Annotated in this window: 17 protein-coding genes; 9 read left to right on the top strand and 8 right to left on the bottom strand. The window is 70.3% G+C overall.

Annotated features, from left to right (window positions below; genetic code table 11):
- Positions 1 to 8: 8 nt before the first annotated feature.
- The 3 genes from FIU83_RS03620 to FIU83_RS03610 all read left to right on the top strand — a co-directional run bounded on the left by FIU83_RS03620 (position 9) and on the right by FIU83_RS03610 (position 3,421).
- Positions 9 to 941: an NAD(P)-dependent oxidoreductase gene (locus FIU83_RS03620; protein WP_152482805.1), complete on the top strand. Its 933-nt coding sequence runs from the start codon at positions 9 to 11 to the stop codon at positions 939 to 941.
- Positions 938 to 2,515 carry an aldehyde dehydrogenase family protein gene (locus tag FIU83_RS03615; RefSeq protein WP_152482804.1) on the top strand — a complete coding sequence of 526 codons (1,578 nt, stop codon included), beginning with the start codon at positions 938 to 940 and terminating at the stop codon, positions 2,513 to 2,515. The genes FIU83_RS03620 and FIU83_RS03615 overlap by 4 nt, the downstream gene beginning before the upstream one ends.
- A gap of 126 nt (positions 2,516 to 2,641) precedes the next feature.
- Entirely contained in the window at positions 2,642 to 3,421 is a 780-nt protein-coding gene (locus FIU83_RS03610) for a transporter substrate-binding domain-containing protein (protein ID WP_152482803.1), read from the top strand.
- A gap of 65 nt (positions 3,422 to 3,486) precedes the next feature.
- Here the strand turns inward: FIU83_RS03610 and FIU83_RS03605 are convergent, their stop codons facing one another.
- A complete protein-coding gene (locus FIU83_RS03605) occupies positions 3,487 to 4,419 on the bottom strand; it encodes a LysR family transcriptional regulator (RefSeq protein ID WP_152482802.1) in 933 nt (310 codons plus the stop codon).
- A gap of 218 nt (positions 4,420 to 4,637) precedes the next feature.
- On the opposite strand from FIU83_RS03605, the gene FIU83_RS03600 reads away from it, so the two are divergent.
- Genes FIU83_RS03600 through FIU83_RS03590 form a run of 3 tightly spaced genes read left to right on the top strand, consistent with a single transcriptional unit; the run spans position 4,638 to position 6,233 of the window.
- Positions 4,638 to 5,165: a helix-turn-helix domain-containing protein gene (locus FIU83_RS03600; protein WP_152482801.1), complete on the top strand. Its 528-nt coding sequence runs from the start codon at positions 4,638 to 4,640 to the stop codon at positions 5,163 to 5,165.
- Entirely contained in the window at positions 5,162 to 5,893 is a 732-nt protein-coding gene (locus FIU83_RS03595) for an AzlC family ABC transporter permease (RefSeq protein WP_152482800.1), read from the top strand. Before FIU83_RS03600 ends, FIU83_RS03595 begins: the two co-directional genes overlap by 4 nt.
- Positions 5,886 to 6,233, top strand: a complete 348-nt coding sequence (locus FIU83_RS03590; protein WP_152482799.1) for an AzlD domain-containing protein — start codon at positions 5,886 to 5,888, stop codon at positions 6,231 to 6,233. The genes FIU83_RS03595 and FIU83_RS03590 overlap by 8 nt, the downstream gene beginning before the upstream one ends.
- Positions 6,234 to 6,317: 84 nt before the next feature.
- Here the strand turns inward: FIU83_RS03590 and galE are convergent, their stop codons facing one another.
- The 3 genes from galE to FIU83_RS03575 are packed head-to-tail and all read right to left on the bottom strand — an operon-like array spanning position 6,318 to position 9,354.
- Entirely contained in the window at positions 6,318 to 7,319 is a 1,002-nt protein-coding gene (gene galE / locus FIU83_RS03585; protein ID WP_152482798.1) for a UDP-glucose 4-epimerase GalE, read from the bottom strand.
- Between the two features lie 44 nt (positions 7,320 to 7,363).
- Positions 7,364 to 8,806 (bottom strand): sigma-54 dependent transcriptional regulator, encoded by a 1,443-nt coding sequence (locus FIU83_RS03580; RefSeq protein WP_172976005.1) that lies wholly within the window; start codon positions 8,804 to 8,806, stop codon positions 7,364 to 7,366.
- Positions 8,803 to 9,354, bottom strand: coding sequence for a heme NO-binding domain-containing protein (locus tag FIU83_RS03575; RefSeq protein ID WP_152482797.1), 552 nt, complete (start codon positions 9,352 to 9,354; stop codon positions 8,803 to 8,805). Before FIU83_RS03575 ends, FIU83_RS03580 begins: the two co-directional genes overlap by 4 nt.
- A 418-nt stretch (positions 9,355 to 9,772) precedes the next feature.
- Here FIU83_RS03575 and FIU83_RS03570 point away from each other — a divergent pair, with 418 nt between their 5' ends.
- From FIU83_RS03570 to FIU83_RS03560, 3 genes are read left to right on the top strand one after another with little or no spacing between them, the layout of a single operon-like run.
- Complete coding sequence (locus tag FIU83_RS03570; RefSeq protein WP_152482796.1) at positions 9,773 to 10,984, top strand: polysaccharide biosynthesis/export family protein; 1,212 nt, start codon at positions 9,773 to 9,775, stop codon at positions 10,982 to 10,984.
- Complete coding sequence (locus FIU83_RS03565; RefSeq protein ID WP_152482795.1) at positions 10,981 to 12,393, top strand: hypothetical protein; 1,413 nt, start codon at positions 10,981 to 10,983, stop codon at positions 12,391 to 12,393. Before FIU83_RS03570 ends, FIU83_RS03565 begins: the two co-directional genes overlap by 4 nt.
- 5 nt (positions 12,394 to 12,398) lie before the next feature.
- On the top strand, positions 12,399 to 13,661 hold the full coding sequence (locus FIU83_RS03560; protein WP_216645050.1) for an O-antigen ligase domain-containing protein: 1,263 nt from the start codon (positions 12,399 to 12,401) through the stop codon (positions 13,659 to 13,661).
- A 10-nt stretch (positions 13,662 to 13,671) separates the two neighbouring features.
- Here FIU83_RS03560 and FIU83_RS03555 read toward each other — a convergent pair whose 3' ends face one another.
- The 4 genes from FIU83_RS03555 to FIU83_RS03540 all read right to left on the bottom strand — a co-directional run bounded on the left by FIU83_RS03555 (position 13,672) and on the right by FIU83_RS03540 (position 18,079).
- Positions 13,672 to 14,664, bottom strand: a complete 993-nt coding sequence (locus tag FIU83_RS03555) for a glycosyltransferase family 4 protein (protein ID WP_152482793.1) — start codon at positions 14,662 to 14,664, stop codon at positions 13,672 to 13,674.
- Complete coding sequence (locus FIU83_RS03550; RefSeq protein WP_152482792.1) at positions 14,661 to 15,653, bottom strand: glycosyltransferase; 993 nt, start codon at positions 15,651 to 15,653, stop codon at positions 14,661 to 14,663. The genes FIU83_RS03555 and FIU83_RS03550 overlap by 4 nt, the downstream gene beginning before the upstream one ends.
- A 216-nt stretch (positions 15,654 to 15,869) precedes the next feature.
- Complete coding sequence (locus FIU83_RS03545; RefSeq protein ID WP_152482791.1) at positions 15,870 to 16,799, bottom strand: glycosyltransferase family A protein; 930 nt, start codon at positions 16,797 to 16,799, stop codon at positions 15,870 to 15,872.
- Positions 16,796 to 18,079, bottom strand: coding sequence for an oligosaccharide flippase family protein (locus FIU83_RS03540; protein ID WP_152482790.1), 1,284 nt, complete (start codon positions 18,077 to 18,079; stop codon positions 16,796 to 16,798). The genes FIU83_RS03545 and FIU83_RS03540 overlap by 4 nt, the downstream gene beginning before the upstream one ends.
- Between the last annotated feature and the right edge of the window lie 30 nt (positions 18,080 to 18,109).

Below are 18,109 nucleotides of genomic sequence, written 5' to 3'. Positions count from 1 at the left end.
AGCGCCTCATGACTCTCACCGTTACCGTCATCGGCCTCGGCAACATGGGCCGCGGCATGGCCCTGACCCTGCATCGCGCCGGCTTCACCGTGCAGGGCAGCGACATCGACGCCGACGCCCGCCACCGCCTCGCCGACGAGGGCATCGCCACCCAGCCCCCGGAGGCCCTGGGCGAGAGCGATGTCTACCTGCTGTCACTCCCCACCTCGGCCCACGTCGAGCGCGTGCTGAAGGCATCCCCGGGCCTGCTCGACCTCGCGCCGGCCGGCAGCGTGATCATGGACACCTCGACGAGCGACCCTGGCGTGACCCGCCGGCTCGCCGCGGAGGTCGAGGCCAAGGGTCTCGAGTGGCTCGACGCCCCGGTGAGCGGCGGCCCGGCCGGCGCCATCAGCGGCCAGCTCGGCATGCTGCTGGGCGGCAGCGCCGCCACCGTAGCAAGGCTTCAACCCGTGCTCGACGCCCTCTCGGCCAGGGCCACCCACGTCGGCGGTCCCGGCAGCGGCCACGTGGTCAAGCTCGCCAACAACTACCTGTGCGCCGCCCACCTGCTGACCACCGCCGAGGCCGTGGCCATGGCGAGCCGCGCCGGCGTCGACCCCGAAGCCTGCCTGCAGGGCCTGAACAGCGGCTCCGGGCGCAGCGCCGTCAGCGAGGTCAACTTCCCGCGCTGGATCCTCTCCGAGGGCTTCGACTCGGGCTTCACCATGGGCCTGATGCGCAAGGACCTGCGCCTGGCCCGCCAGACCGCCGGCGAGCTTGCGATGCCCGAGGGGCTGCTCGCCACGGTGGTCGAGGCCTGGCACGCCGACGCCGAGAGCCTGCCCGATAGCGAGGACTTCAATGCCATCACCCGCTCGCTGCTCGACGCCGCCCGGCGCTACGCCGCCAACGCCCAACAGTCCGCGACCACCGCATATTCCGAGGAGACCTCATCATGAGCAACACCCTGACCCAGCGCGCCCGTGACGCCATCGCCCCGCTGCTCGACGCCTACGGCATCGATCCCGCCGCCCCGGCCGCCAACTGGATCGCCGGCCGCCTCGTCCCGGGCGACGGCGAGGCGATCCCCCTGATCGATCCCGTCACCGGCGCGCCGCTGCTGAGCTACCAAGACGCCGGCCAGGCCCTGGTCGAGCAGGCGATCGAGGCGGCCACCGCCGCCCAGGCCGAGTGGATGGCACTGAGCGCCAGCGAGCGCGGCCGCCGCCTGCAGGACGCCGCGCGCGGCCTCGAGGGCCACGAGGAGGCCCTCGCCCGGCTCGAGAGCCTGATCGCCGGCAAGCCGGTGGGCGACTGTCGCGGCGAGGTGGCCAAGGTGCGCGAGATGTTCGAGTACTACGCCGGCTGGTGCGACAAGCAGCACGGCGAGGTGATCGACGTGCCCACCAGCCACCTCAACTACGTGCAGCGCATCCCCTACGGTGTGGTCGGCCAGATCACCCCCTGGAACGCGCCGATGTTCACCTGCGGCTGGCAGCTCGCCCCGGCGCTCGCCGCCGGCAACGCGGCGGTACTCAAGCCCTCGGAGCTGACCCCGCTGACCTCGGTACTGATCGCCATGCTGGTCGAGCGCGGCGGCCGGCTGCCGGCGGGCCTGATCGGCATCGTCAACGGCCTGGGCCACACCACCGGCCAGGCGCTGACCGCCCACCCGGACATCGCCAAGCTGGTGTTCGTCGGCTCGCCGGAGACCGGGCGACGCATCGCCGAGGCGGGCGCCCAGCGCCTGGTGCCGAGCGTGCTGGAGCTGGGCGGCAAGTCCGCCAACATCGTGTTCGACGATGCCGCCCTGGACGACGCCGTCGCCGGCGCCCAGGCCGCCATCTTCGCGGGGGCGGGACAGAGCTGCGTGGCGGGCTCGCGCCTGCTGCTCCAGGAGAGCCTGCTGCCCGCCTTCACCGAGCGCCTGGCCCGCGCGGCCGAGGCGATCGCCGTGGGGCTGCCCACCGACGATGCCACCCGCATGGGGCCGCTGCAGAACGCCGCCCAGTACCGGCGGGTCCACGCGCTGATCGAGGAGGCGCTCGCCCAGGGCGCCACCCTGCTGACCGGCGGCCAGGCGCCCGCCGGCCTGCCGGCGGAGACCGCCGACGGCTACTTCCTGGCGCCCACCATCCTCACCGACGTCACCCCGGAGATGACCATCGCCAACGAGGAGGTGTTCGGCCCGGTGCTGGTGGTGATGACCTTCCGCGACGAGCAGGAGGCGGTGGCGCTCGCCAACGCGACCCGCTTCGGTCTGGCCGGCGCGGTATGGAGCCGCGACACCGCCAGGGCCCTGCGCATCGCCCACCAGCTGCGCGCCGGCACCGTCTGGGTCAACAGCTACAAGACCATCAACGTGATGTCGCCCTTCGGTGGGCTCGGCGAGAGCGGCTACGGCCGCTCCAGCGGCCTCGACGGCCTCCGCGAGTACACCCTGCCGCGCAGCGTCTGGGTGGAGACCGCCGCCCAGGCCACCGCCGCCATGGGCTACGGCGACGGCCAGGCCGCCCCGGAGCGCGCCCGATAAGCGTCGGCATCGATCGCCCTCCCGTGGTACCGCCACGGGAGGCGTGGTAACTTTCGAAACACCTCATATAACAACCGCCACGCCCCTAACAACCGCCACTCTCATAACAACCACAAGGAAGCGACCATGTTTCGACCCGCCACCGGCCTCGCGGCCACCCTGGCCACCCTGCTGATCGCCCTGCCCGCCCAGGCCGAGGATCCCCTCAAGCTCGCCGTGGATATCCCCTTCGAGCCCTTCGAGTACCGCCTGCCCGACGGCACCCTGACCGGCTTCGAGGTGGAGCTGGGCGAGGAGGTATGCCGGCGCATCGAGCGCGAGTGCGAGTGGGTGGAGCAGAGTTGGGACGGCATCATCCCCGGCCTGATGGCCCGCAAGTACGACGCCATCATGTCGTCGATGGCGATTACCGAAGCGCGCCGCGACAAGGTGCTGTTCTCCGAGCCCTACTACAGCAACCCCAGCGTCTGGGTGACCCAGGCGGGCCGCGAGGTCGATATCGAGGACCGCGAAGCCCTGGAGGGCCTGGCCGTGGGCGTGCAGCGCGGCACCATCCGCGACAACTACATCACCGACACCTACGGCGATCTCGTCGAGGTACGCCGCTACACCACCGGCGAGGACCTGGCCCTTGACGTGAAGACGGGCCGCCTCGACGCCGCCTTCATGTATTACCCCCTGGCACTCTCAGCGCTGGACGTCGACGCCGAGGGCAGCGGCATCGTTACCAGCTCGCCGCTGATCCGCGAGCCCAAGCGCTATTTCGGACACGGCGTCGCGGTCGCCTTCCACCCGCGCGACGAGGCCCTCGCCGAGCAGTTCAACGAGGCGCTGCGCGAGATCAAGCAGGACGGCACCTACGACGATCTGATGCACAAGTACGTCGACTACGACATCAAGATCTAGCGCTAATCCTTCCTTCACGCCCTGAGCGCCCGGCGGCCCGGGCGCGGTCGCGGTCGCGGTCGCGCTCAGGTGTCGGGGGACGCGCCGTCGCATCGGAAGGCGCGCATCCAGTGCTGCAGATGGCGCAGCAGCTGCAGCCCCGCCCGAGGCATGCGCCGGCCGACGCGGGTCACCATGTGCGCGTTAGCCTGGGTGAAGTGCTTGCCCACCACGTCGCGGGCCACCAGCGAGCCCTCCTCCAGCTCCCGGGCGGCGGCGAAGCGCGGCAGCAGCGTCGCGCAGAGCCCGGCCCGCGCCGAGTGCTTGAGCACCTCCAGCGAGCCGGTCTGGATGCCGACCGCGAGCGGTTGGCTGGCCTCGCGAAACGCCAGGTCGACCAGCTCGCGCACGCCGTGCCCCGGGTGCCACAGCGCCAGGGGATGGTCGGCCAGCGCCGCCAGAGTGATCGGGTCCTGCTCCTGCTGAGCCAGCGGATGCTGCGGTGCCATCAGCAGCACCAGCGGCTGGCGGGTCGACTGCCAGAAGCGCAGGTGTGGATGCACCTGCTCGTGGTACATCAGGCCGATGTCCGCCTCATCGTTGACCACCGCCTCGATGATCTCCCGGGTGCTGCCGGTGTCGATCTTCAGGCGGATGCCGCGATGGCTCTCGGTAAATTCGCGCAACGGATGACCGATCAGGTCGCCGACGAAGCCCTCCCCCACGCGCAGGGTGATCTGCCCCGTCTCCAGGCGCTGGTAGGCGTCCAGGGCATCGCTGAAGTGGCGATCCAGGCGGGTGCGGCGATGGCAGTAGTCGAGCAGCAGCTCCCCTTCCGGGGTGGGACAGACGCCGTCGCGGCGCCGCTCCAGCAGGGTGGCCTCCACCGCCGACTCCAGCAGCGCGATCTGGCGACTCACCGCCGAGGGCGCGATATCAAGCCGCGCCGCCGCGGCGCGGATCGAGCCCGTCTCGACGGTCAGCTGGAAATAGATCAGGCGCTGATGGGGAATTTCCATGGCAGGCGGATACTTGAAGCAGACGGGAAGCCTCAAGCCTACCAGCCGCGCCCGGGGCGCGGTAGCACGCCGCCGCCGGCCGGTTGGCGGGGGAAGCACGGCTTGCCCCCCGTCATGCCAGGCCGCAGTCTGCCGGGGCCGATGCCCCGACAGCGAGTTGACAGGCAATCGTTCTCTATATAGAACGTTCTCTCAATGGAACAGCGAGAGCGCCTGTCATGGATACCCTCTCCCTCAGCACGCTGGGGAAACACCTGCAGTCCCTGCGCAAGTCCCAGGGCTGGTCGCTGTCGCAGCTGGCCGCGGCCGCCGGCATCGCCAAGTCGAACCTGTCGCGCCTCGAGCAGGGCAACGGCAACCCCACCCTGGACACCATCTGGCGCCTGGCGGTGCAGCTGAAGGTGCCCTTCGGCACCCTGGTCGCGCCCATCGCCGTCCCCCTCGGCGAGGATGGCGTGGAGGTGCGCCTGATCGATCAGGGCAAGGACACCCCCCAGGTCGATGCCTACTGGATGCGCTGCGCGCCCTTCACCACCCGCGTCGCCGAGCCGCATACCCCCGGCACCCGGGAGTCTTTGACCCTGATCAGCGGCCACCTCGAGGCCGGGCCCGAGGGCGAGACCCGTCGGCTCACCGCCGGCGACACCCTGACCTTCCCCGCCGACCGGACGCACTGCTACCGCGCCGGCGACGACGGGGCCACCCTGCTGGTCAGCGTGGTCTACCACGGGGAGGTACCGCGATGAGCCACCAGGCCGTCTCCTCGTCCCCGCGCCCCTGGCTCACCGGCGTGCGCGAGGCGATCCCCCTGCTCGGCGGCTACGTGCCGGTGGCCATCTCGTTCGGGCTGGTCGCCATCCAGGCCGGCTTCAGCGCCCAGGAGGCGGTACTGATCTCGGCCCTGGTCTACGCGGGCGCCTCGCAGTTCCTGTTCGTCGGCATGGCCGCCGCCGGCTCGCCGCTGTGGCTGGTGGTGGTCATGACGCTGCTGATCAACGTGCGCCACGTGGTCTATGCCCCCAACCTGGCGCCCTGGCTGACGGCGAGCCGCGCCTGGCCCTGGCTGATGCATGCCCTCACCGACCAGGTCTTCGCCCTGGCGCACACCCGCCTGCCGCAGCTGCCGGACGCGCAGCGGCTCGGCTGGTTCACCGGCGCCTCCCTGTTCGCCTGGGCGAGCTGGATCGCCGGCACCGCCCTGGGCGCGCTGGCCGGCGAGGAGCTGATCGCGCGCTGGCCGCTGGTCGGCGAGATCATGCCCTTCGCCCTGCCGGCCCTCTTCCTCGTGCTGGTGGTGCCCCGCTTTACCTCCCGTCGCTGGAGCCTGGCCCTGGTCCTGACCATCCTGAGCGCCCTCGCGCTGACCGTGGCGGGCTTCACCAACCTGGCGATTCCTCTCGCCGCCGCCTGCGGGGCGCTGTGCTTCCAGGCCGTGAAGTGCCGCCCCGCGGCCACAGGAGGCCGTCATGAGTAGCGCCATGTGGATCGCCGTGCTCGCCTCGGCCGTCGGTACCCTGCTGCTGCGCCTGCTGCCGATGCTGTGGATGCGGCGTCGCCTGAGGCGGCTCGAGCAGGATGACGGCGTCGACGCCCTGCCCCAGTGGCTCGGCATCCTGGGGCCGCTGATGATCGCCGCCGTGCTCGGCACCTCGCTGGTGCCGAAGGCGCCGGACGCCATCTCCTGGCTCGCGACCGGGATCGGCGTGCTCGCGACGCTGGCCGTGTGGTGGCGCACGCGCACTCTCGGCTGGCCGGTCGCGGCCGGCGTAGCGGCCTTCGGCGCCGTGGTGGTGCTGCCCGGATGGGTGCTCTAGGAGAGGAGAGGCACGTGAGGCAGACGGAAGGCCCCACGCCTGGATGCCCGCCATGAGGAAGCGTGGCCGACGCGAGGGATGCGGCTAGCGTCCCAGAAAATGGCGGTTCTCGAACCGCCACGCATGGGTCACGATATCGCGCAAGTCATGGGTCGGCGTCCAGCCGAGAGCCCGCTCGGCCTTGGCGATGCTGGCCACCAGGCGATCGGGATCGCCCGGCCGCCTGGGGCAGATCGCGACCTCGATCTCGCAACCGGTGACCTCCCTGGCGGTCCGGATCAGCTCGAGCACGCTGTAGCCGACACCGCAGCCGAGGTTGAAGGTCTCACTCTCGCCCCCCGCCAGCAGGCGCTCCAGGGCCAGCTCATGGGCGCGACACAGGTCCTCGACGTGGACGAAGTCCCGCACGCAGGTGCCGTCGGCCGTCGGGTAGTCGTCACCGAACACATCGATCCGCTCGCGGCGCCCCGACGCCGCCTGCAGCACCAGCGGAATCAGGTGGCTCTCGGGCTCGTGCCGCTCTCCGAGCACCCCGTCGGGGTCGGCGCCGGCGGCATTGAAGTAGCGCAGGCAGACGGCCTGCATCCCGTAGGCACGCCGATAGTCCTCCAGCGCCCGCTCGACCAGGTACTTGGTATTGCCATAGGGATTGATGGGATCGCAGGGCAGGGTCTCGTCCAGGTCCCCCTCGCCGGGCATGCCGTAGACCGCGGCGGTCGACGAGAAGACGAAACGCGGGATCCCGTGTCTTACCATGGCATCCATCAACGCCAGGGTCTGCACCACGTTGTTGTGATAGAAGGCCGAGGGGTCGCGCACCGACTCGCCCACCTCGATCAGGGCGGCGAAATGCATCACCGCATCGAAGGCGGTCGACGAGAGCAGTTGGTCGAGGAGCGCACGGTCCCCCAGGTCTCCGACGATCAGCTCGGCGCCCCTCACGGCATCGCGATGGCCTCGAGAGAGATTGTCGAGCACCGTGACGGCGTAGCCCGAACGCGTCAGCCGCTTGACCATGTGGGAGCCGATGTAGCCGGCTCCGCCCACCACCAGTACCCTGGCCTTGCCACCGGGCTCAGTGATCATGTCGCTCTCCCTGGTCAGCGGTGAAGCTCCTCGGCCCTCGCGACTCAGCCATCGACGGTGGCCTCGCTCGACCAGCGCTCGAGCTTCCGATAGAGCGTCGAGGGGCTGACGGCCAGCGCGCGGGCGGCGCCCGGGACGCTGCCGTGATTCAACGAGATGGCCCGCTCGATCACCCGCCGCTCGATCTGGGCAAGCGTCATGCCATCGAAGGCGGCCTCCGGGTCCACGGATGGCCCGTCGAGGGGAGGCGCGGCCGAGGGCACGGCGCCGAGGCCTCCCGGGCTCGCGGGCGTCGCCTGGGGCACCGGGCTCGCCTCCCGGGGCAGCAGCGGCGCCAGCGAGAGCGCCGGCCCGGGATTCATGACCACCGCGCGGCGCATCGTGTTCTGCAATTCCCGCACGTTGCCGGGCCACGCATAGCGCCGGAGCTGATCGACGGCGGCGGCATCCAGGGGATCGAACGCCTTGCCCTCCTCGGCGGCGAAACGATCGAGGAAGGCCTGTGCCAGCAGCACCACGTCATCGCCGCGCTCACGCAGGGGCGGCAGCTCGATGGGCAGCACGGAGAGGCGGTAGAACAGGTCTTCCCGGAAGCGGCCGGCCTGCACCTCGGCGGCGGGATCGCGGTTGGTCGCGCAGACGACACGCACGTTGACCGCCTCGGGACGGCAGCTCCCCACGCGCTGGATCATGCCCGTCTGCAGGAAGCGCAGCAGCTTGACCTGGAGCTTGAGCTCCATTTCGCAGATTTCGTCGAGAAACAGGGTGCCGCCGTCGGCCTCCTTGGCGGCCCCGACGCGGTTGTCCAGCGCGCCGGTGAAGGCGCCCTTGACGTGGCCGAAGAGCTCCGACTCGAGCAGGTTTTCGGGAATGGCGCCACAGTTGATGGCCACGAAACGGCCCTTGCTGCGCTGGCTGATGGCATGGATCGCCTCCGCCGTCACCTCCTTGCCGGTCCCGCTTTCCCCGGTCACGAACACGGTGGCCCGGGAGTTCGCGACGTTCTCGATGGCGCGATACACCACCTGCATGGCATCGGAGCCGCCGACGAACCCCTGGAAGCGATCGCGCTTCTTGATCCGGCGCGCCACCTGCACTTCGCGCTCGAGCATCCGATGCTGACCGGCACGAACCACCGTGGTGGTCAGGCGCTCCGGCGCCACCGGCTTGACCAGGAAGTCATAGGCGCCGGAGCGCATGGCCTGGATCGCGCGACTGATGGAGCCATCGGCGGTAATCACCACGACGCTGGTGTCTCGCGCCATCTGCGGCGTCGATTCCAGCAGCTCCAGGCCGTCGCCATCGGGCAGGTTGAGGTCCAGCAGGATGACGTCGAAGGGCCGTGGGGATCGCGTCAGCTGCTGGCGTGCCTCGGCCCCGGAGTCGGCCATTTCCACGGTACAGCCCGCGGCCTCGAGCTGACCCGCGAACGTCAGCGCCAGCGACACGGTGTCCTCGATGATCAGCACATAGGTACTTTCACTCATATCGCATCGCTGTCTGTCCCTGGACGAATGATGAAGCGCGCCTGATCCGACACGCTGTCGGGACACCACTCCACGCGACTGTGCTCACTATAGAAAACGATGCACTGCTGAACCAGACCGAAGGCGATGTGCGCGAAGGCGCGATGGGAGCGGTAAGCGACGATGAATCCCCCCTCGCACTCGTGGGTCGTCACCGACGGCGGCGTGGCGCCTGGATAGATGACCTTGACCTCCTCGTGGATATGACTCTGAACGTGATCGAGCAACTCGCGAGCCGAGGCGTAACGATGCAGCAGGTGGGGGAAGCGCACCTCGAAACGCTGGAACAGGTAGCGCCCGAAGGCCTCACAGAGCCCGGCGGCGTCGGCATCGGCGAGGAGGGAGGCCGCCTCCACCAGGGCCCCCGCATGTTCGCTCGGGTAGTTGCCCACCGTGGTAAAGGCGGCTTCATTGGGCAAGTCGGCCTGTTCGATGACGCGCTCGGTGAAGTCCGCCCCGAAGCTCTCGTCCATAAAGTTCATCAGCTCGACAAAGATCATCCCTTTCATGGCAGTCGCTCCCTCAACAGGTGTATCGACCGGGCACTGGCGGACCGCCTGTCGTGCCGCCCGCGGCACACGACGACGCCCGCATGTTTCCGGTGACGTGATGCATGTCACTGGTCAAGCAAGAAAGATGCCAGGTCGCGAGCCCCGGTACGCCGGGATGCCTTCCTCCGACACTCGCAAAGTGCAACGAAAAAGAGGCATTCTGCAACGATTGGCGTTGCAGAATGCGATGAACCGGCGCCATCGCCCGCCCCGGGTCAGGCGCCCCGTCGCCTTCCCGGTCTCACCCCCCGTCTGCCGCCACGCTCCGGGACGCCACGCGGAGCGATCACTTCGCAGAAGGAGATACTTCTTCCCTCTTGGCCCGAATCTTGTATTCAATCTACTACAGTAGTCTTCTAATGGAGGGAGAAAGCGCATGGACGATAGCGTCTGCCGGGCTCGGGCGATCCTCGGCACGATCATCCTCGGCCTGGTCCTCACCGGCTGCGCCTCGGCGCCGACCCCCGACAACCGGGCGGAGGCGCGGTGGATGCCCCAGCAGGCGGAGCTCGAGACGACTCGAGAGCAGTGCGTGCCCGGGCGACCCGCGCAGGTGGACCCGGCGCTCGACTACGTCCCGGCCATGGACCTTCGCCGGGAGGGGGACACGCTGGGCCCGGGGGACAGGCTGCGCATTCAGGTGGTCGGCGATGACGGCCGCCTCTCCCGCGCCTACGTGATCGATGATTACGATCGCCTCGAGCTGCCCGGCCTCGCGCCGCTGGACACCCGGGGCAAGACCCTTCGCCAGGTCGAGACGACGCTGGCAGAGCGGCTGGTGGAGGCCGGCCTGGTTCGCCCCTTGCCGAGGGTCGTCGACGTATCGCTGATGGAAAGCGCCGGCCTCTCGGTGCCGGTCAGCGGCGCCGTCTTCCAGGCCGGCACGGTGCGCATCGGCGAGCGCGCGAGGGAGACGCTGGTGGGCCAGCGCGAGGGACCGGCCAGCGGCGATGCCAACAGCGAACGCAGCGTCGCGGCCGCCATTCGCGCCGCCGGGGGCGCGCGGCCCGATGCCGACCTGACGCGCATCCGGGTGGTACGTGGCCAGCGCTGGACCGAACTGGACCTCAGCGGGCTGCTCGACGGCACGCGTCTGGGCGACGTTCGCCTCTCCCCGGGCGACCGCGTCATCGTGCCGAGCACGGCGTGCTTCGATGAGCGACTGGTGCGCCCGAGCCCGCTGACGCCCCCCGGCATCCGCGTCTACCTGTCGAACCTGTCTCGGCCCGCCGCCAGCAATGCCAGCTCGGCCATCGGCAAGGAGGCCAGCAGCCTGCCCTACGGCACGCGGCTGCTGCAGGGCCTGGCTTCCGCCAACTGCATCGGCGGGTCGGCCATGAACGCGCATCGCCAGGCCGTGCTGATCTCCGCCAATCCGCTGAACGGCCACAGCGTCGTGATCCAGCGCGATATCGAGGCGATGCTGGAACATGCCCAGCGGGACCGCATCAATCCCTACCTGATGCCCAATGACGCCATCGCCTGCTACGACAGCCGGGCCATGAACGCGCGCGACGCCATCACCCTGTTCGGCGAGGCGCTCGGCTCCGCGGCGACCGCCATCCTGATCGACGATCTGGCACAATGAGCGAAGACACCTCGACACAGCCTCGCCGGCTGCAGCGGTTCTGGTACCTGGTGCGGGACGGCCTGCCCTCCGCCGGCCGCTACCGGCGCTATGCCTTCTCCCTGCTGCCCTGCCTGATCGTGATCTGGGGGCTGGTGGCGCTCTACCTCATCCTGGCGCCCGTCAGCTACAAGAGCTCGATGACGCTGATCCTGCCCGGCTCCGGCACGGGCGGCTCCATCAACCTCGAGTCCATCGGCCAGGCCACGTCGCAGACGACCTCGGCCTTCTCGAGTCCCTCGCTCAGTCCGACGCAGAACTACAAGCGCCTGCTCGGCGCGGACCTGATCCTGCGTCAGGGGGCGACCAGGCTGGAGGAGGACGCCGAGATCCTGCCGGAGCCGACCGTCAAGCTGGTCGATCAGACCAACCTGATCATGGTGTCGATGCGCGGGGCCAGCCCCGAGCAGGCGCAGGAGCGCCTGGAGGCCCTCCGGCTCGCCTTCCTGTCGGGCCTCGAGCGCCTGCGTCAGGACGAGGCCGCGAAGCGCGAGGCCGCCGACCTCGCGCGGCTCGACGAGCTGGAGCAGAAGCTCCAGCAGGCGCAGCGCCGGGTCCTCGAGTTCCAGGGCACGACGGGGCTCGCGACCCTGGACCAGTTCCACCAGCGCCTCAACGTGGTCGACGGCCTGCAGGGCAGCGAACGCGAGTTCCGCCAGGCGGTGCGGCGCAGTGAGGCCCAGGCCCGCCGGCTCGGCGAGATGCTCGATATCTCCCTGGACGAGGCGCGCAGCGCCCAGCTGCTGCGCGCCGACCCGCTGTTCCAGTCGCTGCTGACCCGCTATGCCGGCGTGCTGGCCGACTGGACCCAGGCGCGCGCCACCCTGGGCGAGCAGCACCTGACGCTGACCGAGCTAAGCGCCCAGCGCCGTACCCTGCGCCAGTCGCTGGTGCAGCGTGGCACCGCCCTGACCCCGCTGTCTCCCGAGACCCTGCTCGGCTTCGCCGACCTCTCCGTCAGCGATGGCCGCGAGCGACTGCTCGACGAGCTGATGCGCACGGCGGGCAGCGGCGCCGGCGCCCAGGCGGCGCTGGCGGAGGTCCGGGAGCAGATCGCCCAGCAGAGCGATGAGGCGAACGCGCTGGTGGAGAAGGCCGCCGAGCTGACCGACCTGCTGCGCGAACAGCGCGTCGCCGAGGCGGTGTTCTCCTCCGCCCTGGCGCGCCTGGACACCAACAAGGCCGACCCCTTCGCCTCCTACCCCCTGGTGCAGACCTTCGAGTTCCCCTCGCTCCCGCGGGGCCCCTCCTCGCCCTCCACCCTGCTGGCCGTCGCCGGAGCGGTGGTGGCTTCGATCCTCGTCACCATGGGCTTCCTGCTGCTATGGCTGCGCCAACCCCTTATCCAGCTAATGCTGCCGAAAAGCTGATCTCGGTGGCGATCCAGAGCACCTGGCTGCTCTGGGCGTTCGGTGGCCTGTACATCGCCGGACCGGCACTGGCCTGGATCCTGGGCCTGATGGCCGCCGTCACCCTCTACCTCGGCCCCGCGCTGCCCCAGCACCAGCGGCCGCCGCCGCTGCATCCGACCATCCTGCTGTGGCTGGTCGGCATGCTGGCCATGCTGCTGATCCTTATCGTGGGCCATGTGCTCAACGGGCTGGGGCTGGGCAAGACCATCAAGTCCTCCATCGGCTGGGCCAAGGGGTGGGCGCTGATCGCCCTGTTCCCCTTCGCCGGCGCGGTGCTCGCCATCCGCCCCGAGGTGATCTACCGCGCGGTCTGCCGGCTGGGGCTGCAGACCCTGATTCTGCTGCCGCTGTTTCTGGTGGCGCCGTTCATCGGCCTGCCGGGCCTGCTCTACGTCTCGCCGCTGAAGATCGTGGGCGGCTCGGGGCCCGAGTACTTCGCCGTGATCCTCTACACCCTGGAGCCCGGCACGGGGGTGCCGCGCTGGCAGTTCTTCGCCCCCTGGGCGCCGGCGGCCGGCATGGTCGCCGTGGTGCACATCCTGTGCGCGCTGGAGGAGAAACACCTGGGCTGGAAGATCATCGGCGTGGGGGCGGGCCTGATGATGGCCCTGCTGTGCCAGTCGCGCCTGGCGCTGGTCGCGCTCGCCATCGTCTGGCCGCTGGCCTTCGGCATCAGCCAGCTGCGCCGGCCCTGGACCTGGTTCACCGCCGCGCCCGCGATACTGGGGCTGGGGCTCTTCGCACCGCAGCTGCAGATGCTGCTGGACCAGGCGATCGCACGCTTCGTTGGTGCGCGGGCCGACTCGAGCCGGGTGCGCGCGGCGCTGGGGAGGATCGCGGTGGAGCGCTGGCGCAACGAGGCGCCCTGGTTCGGCCACGGCGTGGTGGAGAACGGCCCCCACCTGGTGGAGTACATGCCCATCGGCAGCCACCACAGCTGGTTCGGCCTGCTGTTCGTGAAGGGCATCACCGGCCTGTTCGCCCTGCTCCTTCCGCTGCTGGCGAGCCTGTGGATGGCGGCGCGGCTCTCGCTCACGCACCCCGTCGGACGCGTCGCCCTGTCGATGCTGCTGCTGCTGACGCTCTACAGCTTCGGCGAGAACCTCGAGATCCTGAGCTACCTCTACTGGCCGGCGCTGCTGCTGGTCGGCGTGGCCGCGAGGACCGCCTCCCGGAAGCGCCGACTCGCCGTCGCCGCTCGAGATGCCTCAACGCCGGCGTCCTGAGGATGACGCGTCAGGCATCCGCGCTCAGCAGGCGGCGCCAGGCGTCGAGGCGCGCCTCGGTCAGGCCGGCCACCGAGGCGCGGGCCCTCCTGCCCAGCTCCGCCAGGGAGCGCTCGCTAAGCGCGGCCAGGCTATCCTGGAGTCCGCTCGGGGAGGCGAAGTCGACTCGCAGCCCCGCCTCGCCGAGCTGCTCGGGAAGGCCATCGACATCGGCCACCAGCAGGGCCCGCGCCGCCTGGCGTGCCTCCGTGGCCACCAGCCCGAAGGCCTCCCAGCGGGACGGGACCGCGATGACGTCGCACCGGGCGAGGAAGGCCGCGCGATCCGACACCGGGCCGACGAAGCGCACATGGGGCAGGCCCGCCGCGGCGGCCTTGAGGGCCGCCTCCTGAGGGCCGAAACCACCCAGCAGCAGCGTGTAGCGCTCAGGGTCGAGCCCCCGGAAGGCCTCGATCAGCCGATCGAAGCCCTTCTGCTCGGCGAAGCGCCCGTAGGCGCCGACCACCAGCGGCCGCCGGCGCGCCTCGTCCGGCGGCGTGATCGCCGCCAGGTCGGGCACGTCGCTCCAGGGGGAGATCACGCGGAGGCGGCGTCCGGGGATCCCCACCGCCTGCTCCAGCCACGCCCGCTGGCCGTGGGAGACCGCCACCAAGTCGTCGAAGAGCCGGTAGGCGAGACGCAGCATGGTGCGAAAGCGCCGCCGGTGAGGCACGCAGTGCGCCTCCCAGGCCCCGGTGTAGCTGTGCTCGACGTGGATCAGGCGCGCACGCGGGTAGCGGGCGCGCAGGGCGGCGAGGAACGGCAGGGCGCGCCAGCGCGGCGGGAAGTGGGTCAGGATGACATCGGCCTCCAGCCGCGGCACCCGGGGCCGGTCTGGCACCACCTGGACCACCCGCGAGGTCACCAGGTCGGCGAGCCCCGGATGGTCGTAGATCGCCAGGGCCTGGGTGACGCCACCGGGGGCAACGTCGTCCAGCAGGTGCACCACCCTGATCGGCGTCATGCCGCGGCTCCGGCACCGAGACGGCGCGCCGCCAGCGCCCGGAAGGCCCGGCGCGGCAGCCAGCGTGCCGCCAGCGACCCGAGGGTGGTTTCCAGCGTCTTGAGCGGCTCGCGAAGCAGGATCGAGGGGCTGGCGGCGAAGGCCTGGCCGATCAACGACACCGCGAAGCCGCCGTCGCCCAGCTGCACCGCGCGGCGGGCCAGGTAGCGCAGCTGATAGGCCCTGGCGCGGCGGCCGTAGCGCGCCAGCAGGGCCGGCGCGTAGTCGCGCGCCTTGTCGATGGCCCGCTCCCAGCTCTCGAACTGGCGCACCATGTTGGCCGACAGGCCACCGCCGAGGATGCGGTAGTCGGTCAGGCTCCCCTCGATGCCCTCGAAGACGCAGCCCGCGCCGGCGCTCATCCGCAGCCACAGCTCGATGTCCTCGGACTGGCGGAAGCTCTCGTCGAACCAGCAGGTACGCTCCGGCTCGCGGGGGTGAGGGAAGGCGACACGATCCAGCGCCGAGCGGCGGATCACCGCCGCCGAGCCGTTGCCCACGGGATTTCTCATCAGCACGTGGTGAGGCTTGATGCCGGTCAGGCGCGGCCGCTGCTCGATCCCCAGGGGGCGCCCCGCCGCATCGATCAGCCGCGAGCCGGCATAGCTGACGTCGACCTCGCCGCTGGCCCGCAGGTGGATGAAGTGCAGGGCGAGCTTGGTGGGGTGCCAGCGATCGTCGGAGTCCAGCAGCGCGATGTAGTCGCCGCGGGCGGCGGCGATGCCGGTGTTGCGCGCGCCGGCCAGGCCACGGTTGTGCTGGGTGACGATACGGATCCGCTCATCGCTGAAGCCGCGGCAGATCTCCATGCTGTGATCGCTCCCACCGTCGTCGACGATGATGAGCTCGAAATCACGAAAGGTCTGTTCCAGCACGGAGGCGATCGCCTCACCGACGAAGGCTTCGACCTGGTAGACCGGCATCACGACGGAGAAGATGGGGTGGCTCATGGGAAGGCTCCTGGAAAGGGGAAAGCGCTGCGGTTCGCCATCTACATTCCAAGAACCGTGCCAACTTATTTTTTCTTTAAGAAACAGCAGGATAACGAATAGCCACGTCCGCCGACGTGCGACCTGTCACCACAATGCGATGCAGGCTGCAATTCGGCGACGGGCGCCTTTGCAAAGTGCAACGATCGCCCACCTTCCCGGCCCCGGGGTGGCGCCCTAGGCGAACAGGCGCATGCGCGCCGCCCTGGGCAGCAGCGGGCTGACCAGCGCGCCGATCACGGTCAGCGCTCCCCGCCGCCTGTCCTTCAGGAAGGCGCCGGGCGAGCTCTTGAGGCCCTCGAGCGCGAAGCCCCAGGCCTGGGTGGAGGAGCCGCCGGCGCGCAGCGCACGGCGCGCCAGGTAGCGACAGTAGAGCGCCCGCGCCGCCGCCACGTCGAAGCCCTCGGCATACTCCTCGCTCAGCCGCCGCCAGCCGGCGTACATGGCGGGCAGATCGGCCGACAGTCCTCCCGTGGAGAGCCGGTACCCCACCAGCACGCGCTGCAGCCCGACGGCCCTTGCCCCGCCGGCGATCACCCGCGCGAGCCACTCCTGATCCTCGGCGTGCTGCATGCCCTCGCGAAAGCCGCCACTGGCCTGCCAGCACGCGCGGGTGACCACCAGGTTGGAGGTGGTGCAGACCGGGTTCTCCCCCAGCGCCTGCTCGAGGGCGAGCGCCCCCGTCGGCACCGTCGAGTGGGTCCGGGCGGCCTCCAGCCCGGGGTCGTCCGGATGCAGGAAGGCGATCCGGGCATAGCTGATCTCGACGCCTCGATGCCGCTCGTGAAAGGCCGCGTGCGCCTCGAGCTTGTCAGGCGCCCACAGGTCATCCGCATCGAGAAAGGCGATCAGCTCGCCGCGGGCATGCGCGGCACCGGCATTGCGGGCGCGGGCCACGCCGCCGTTGGCCTGATCGATGACATGGATGCGCGCGTCGCGCCGCTGCCAGCGAGTGAGCCGTTCGAGGGTGTCGTCCGTCGAGCCGTCGTTGACCAGCCAGACCTCGAAGTCCGTCTCGCGCTGGTCCAGCACGCTGCCCAGGGTCGCATCGATCGCCTCGCCCCCGTTGTAGACGGGGATGACCACGGAGAATCTTGGCGACGTCATGCGGAGGCCCTCTGGAAAACGGCCAGGGTCGCGATGCCTTCACGCCCCGACAGAAGATGGATCGACGCGGGAATCAGCGCCAGGGCCAGGCCGATCACGTAGGCCCATGCCGATGCCATGAGGCCGAGTCCCGCGAACAGGGTCAACCCGCCCAGCGCCGCGGCCGCGGCGACGCTGTTGAGCAGCGCCTCGACGCCGGGGCGGCGCTGGGCACGCAGCCAGGCGCTGGCCACGGCGGCGAAGATCATCGGCACCGCGCCCAGTGCCAGGACCGAGACCAGGGGCGCGGCTTCCCGCCACTGCTCGCCGAACACCAGAGGCACGTACCAGGGGGCCAGGCCGACCTGGAGCGCCAGCACGGGAAGGAAGAGCCCCAGCCCCAGCCACAGCCCCTGCCGGCAGCGACGGGCGCGGCTCGAGGCGGCCTGGGCCGCGCTGATGTAGGGGAACAGCACCTGCCCCAGGGCCGTGATGAAGGACGTGGTGATGCCGAGGCCGGCGTTGAAGGCGAAGTAGTAGATGCCCAGCGCCTGCACGCCGAACAGCGCCCCGACCAGCAGCTTGTCGAGCTGGGTGCGTCCGACGTTGACCAGCTCGGAGACCAGCACGCCGGCGGCGAAGCCGAGAAACGACCGCCAGGGCGTCAGCCCGGCCGCCGCCTGCGGCCGCCAGGCCTTGGCCCGGCGTACCAGCAGCAGCCACAGCGGGGCGGTGACGAGCTTGGGCAGGACGATGGCCCAGGCGCTGGGCCACAGCAGCACGAAGGCGAGCGTCAGCAGCTGATCGGCGATGGCCTGAGCGGCGGTGATCCGCGCGATGATGCCGAAGCGGCCGTCACGCATCAGCAGAAAGACCTGGACCAGTCCCGCGGGCATGAACAGGTAGACCCCGGAGAGCACCGCCAGCATCGCCGCGATCTCCCCCATGCCGAAGGCGTGTAGCACGGCCGCCAGCGTGAGCTGGATCAGGCTCACGCCCAGGCACCAGACCCAGAAGAGGCGATGGGCGGTGTTGCAGGTGGCCGCCAGCTGCTCCGGAGACTCGGCGATGATGCGCTGGCCGATGCCGGCGTTGGCCAGCACCCGCACCACCTCGAACAGGCTCAGCGCCAGGGCGGCAACGCCCATGATGGTCGGCGAGACCTGCCGGGCGATGACGACCACGCTGGCGATCCGGATGAGCCGCGTCGCCACCTCGGCCCCGCCGAAGGCGGCGAGTCCACTCAGCAGCTGGCCGATATCGGCGGTACGGCAGCGGGCGATCAGGTGGGCAGGGTTCATGGTGCTCTCCGGGGGATCAGGGACCGAAAC

It is taken from the genome of Halomonas sp. THAF5a (genome assembly GCF_009363755.1).
Classification (GTDB): domain Bacteria; phylum Pseudomonadota; class Gammaproteobacteria; order Pseudomonadales; family Halomonadaceae; genus Halomonas.
This window is presented reverse-complemented; position numbering and strand designations above follow the sequence as displayed.

What these genes read in the sequence shown, in the direction of transcription:
- FIU83_RS03540 (WP_152482790.1), bottom strand. Translation starts at nt 18,079, where the DNA reads ATGAACCCTGCCCACCTGATCGCCCGCTGCCGTACCGCCGATATCGGC.
- FIU83_RS03620 (WP_152482805.1), top strand. Translation starts at nt 9, where the DNA reads ATGACTCTCACCGTTACCGTCATCGGCCTCGGCAACATGGGCCGCGGC.
- galE (WP_152482798.1), bottom strand. Translation starts at nt 7,319, where the DNA reads ATGATCACTGAGCCCGGTGGCAAGGCCAGGGTACTGGTGGTGGGCGGA.
- FIU83_RS03565 (WP_152482795.1), top strand. Translation starts at nt 10,981, where the DNA reads ATGAGCGAAGACACCTCGACACAGCCTCGCCGGCTGCAGCGGTTCTGG.
- FIU83_RS03545 (WP_152482791.1), bottom strand. Translation starts at nt 16,799, where the DNA reads ATGACGTCGCCAAGATTCTCCGTGGTCATCCCCGTCTACAACGGGGGC.
- FIU83_RS03590 (WP_152482799.1), top strand. Translation starts at nt 5,886, where the DNA reads ATGAGTAGCGCCATGTGGATCGCCGTGCTCGCCTCGGCCGTCGGTACC.
- FIU83_RS03580 (WP_172976005.1), bottom strand. Translation starts at nt 8,806, where the DNA reads ATGAGTGAAAGTACCTATGTGCTGATCATCGAGGACACCGTGTCGCTG.
- FIU83_RS03600 (WP_152482801.1), top strand. Translation starts at nt 4,638, where the DNA reads ATGGATACCCTCTCCCTCAGCACGCTGGGGAAACACCTGCAGTCCCTG.
- FIU83_RS03595 (WP_152482800.1), top strand. Translation starts at nt 5,162, where the DNA reads ATGAGCCACCAGGCCGTCTCCTCGTCCCCGCGCCCCTGGCTCACCGGC.
- FIU83_RS03605 (WP_152482802.1), bottom strand. Translation starts at nt 4,419, where the DNA reads ATGGAAATTCCCCATCAGCGCCTGATCTATTTCCAGCTGACCGTCGAG.
- FIU83_RS03615 (WP_152482804.1), top strand. Translation starts at nt 938, where the DNA reads ATGAGCAACACCCTGACCCAGCGCGCCCGTGACGCCATCGCCCCGCTG.
- FIU83_RS03575 (WP_152482797.1), bottom strand. Translation starts at nt 9,354, where the DNA reads ATGAAAGGGATGATCTTTGTCGAGCTGATGAACTTTATGGACGAGAGC.
- FIU83_RS03555 (WP_152482793.1), bottom strand. Translation starts at nt 14,664, where the DNA reads ATGACGCCGATCAGGGTGGTGCACCTGCTGGACGACGTTGCCCCCGGT.
- FIU83_RS03550 (WP_152482792.1), bottom strand. Translation starts at nt 15,653, where the DNA reads ATGAGCCACCCCATCTTCTCCGTCGTGATGCCGGTCTACCAGGTCGAA.
- FIU83_RS03610 (WP_152482803.1), top strand. Translation starts at nt 2,642, where the DNA reads ATGTTTCGACCCGCCACCGGCCTCGCGGCCACCCTGGCCACCCTGCTG.
- FIU83_RS03570 (WP_152482796.1), top strand. Translation starts at nt 9,773, where the DNA reads ATGGACGATAGCGTCTGCCGGGCTCGGGCGATCCTCGGCACGATCATC.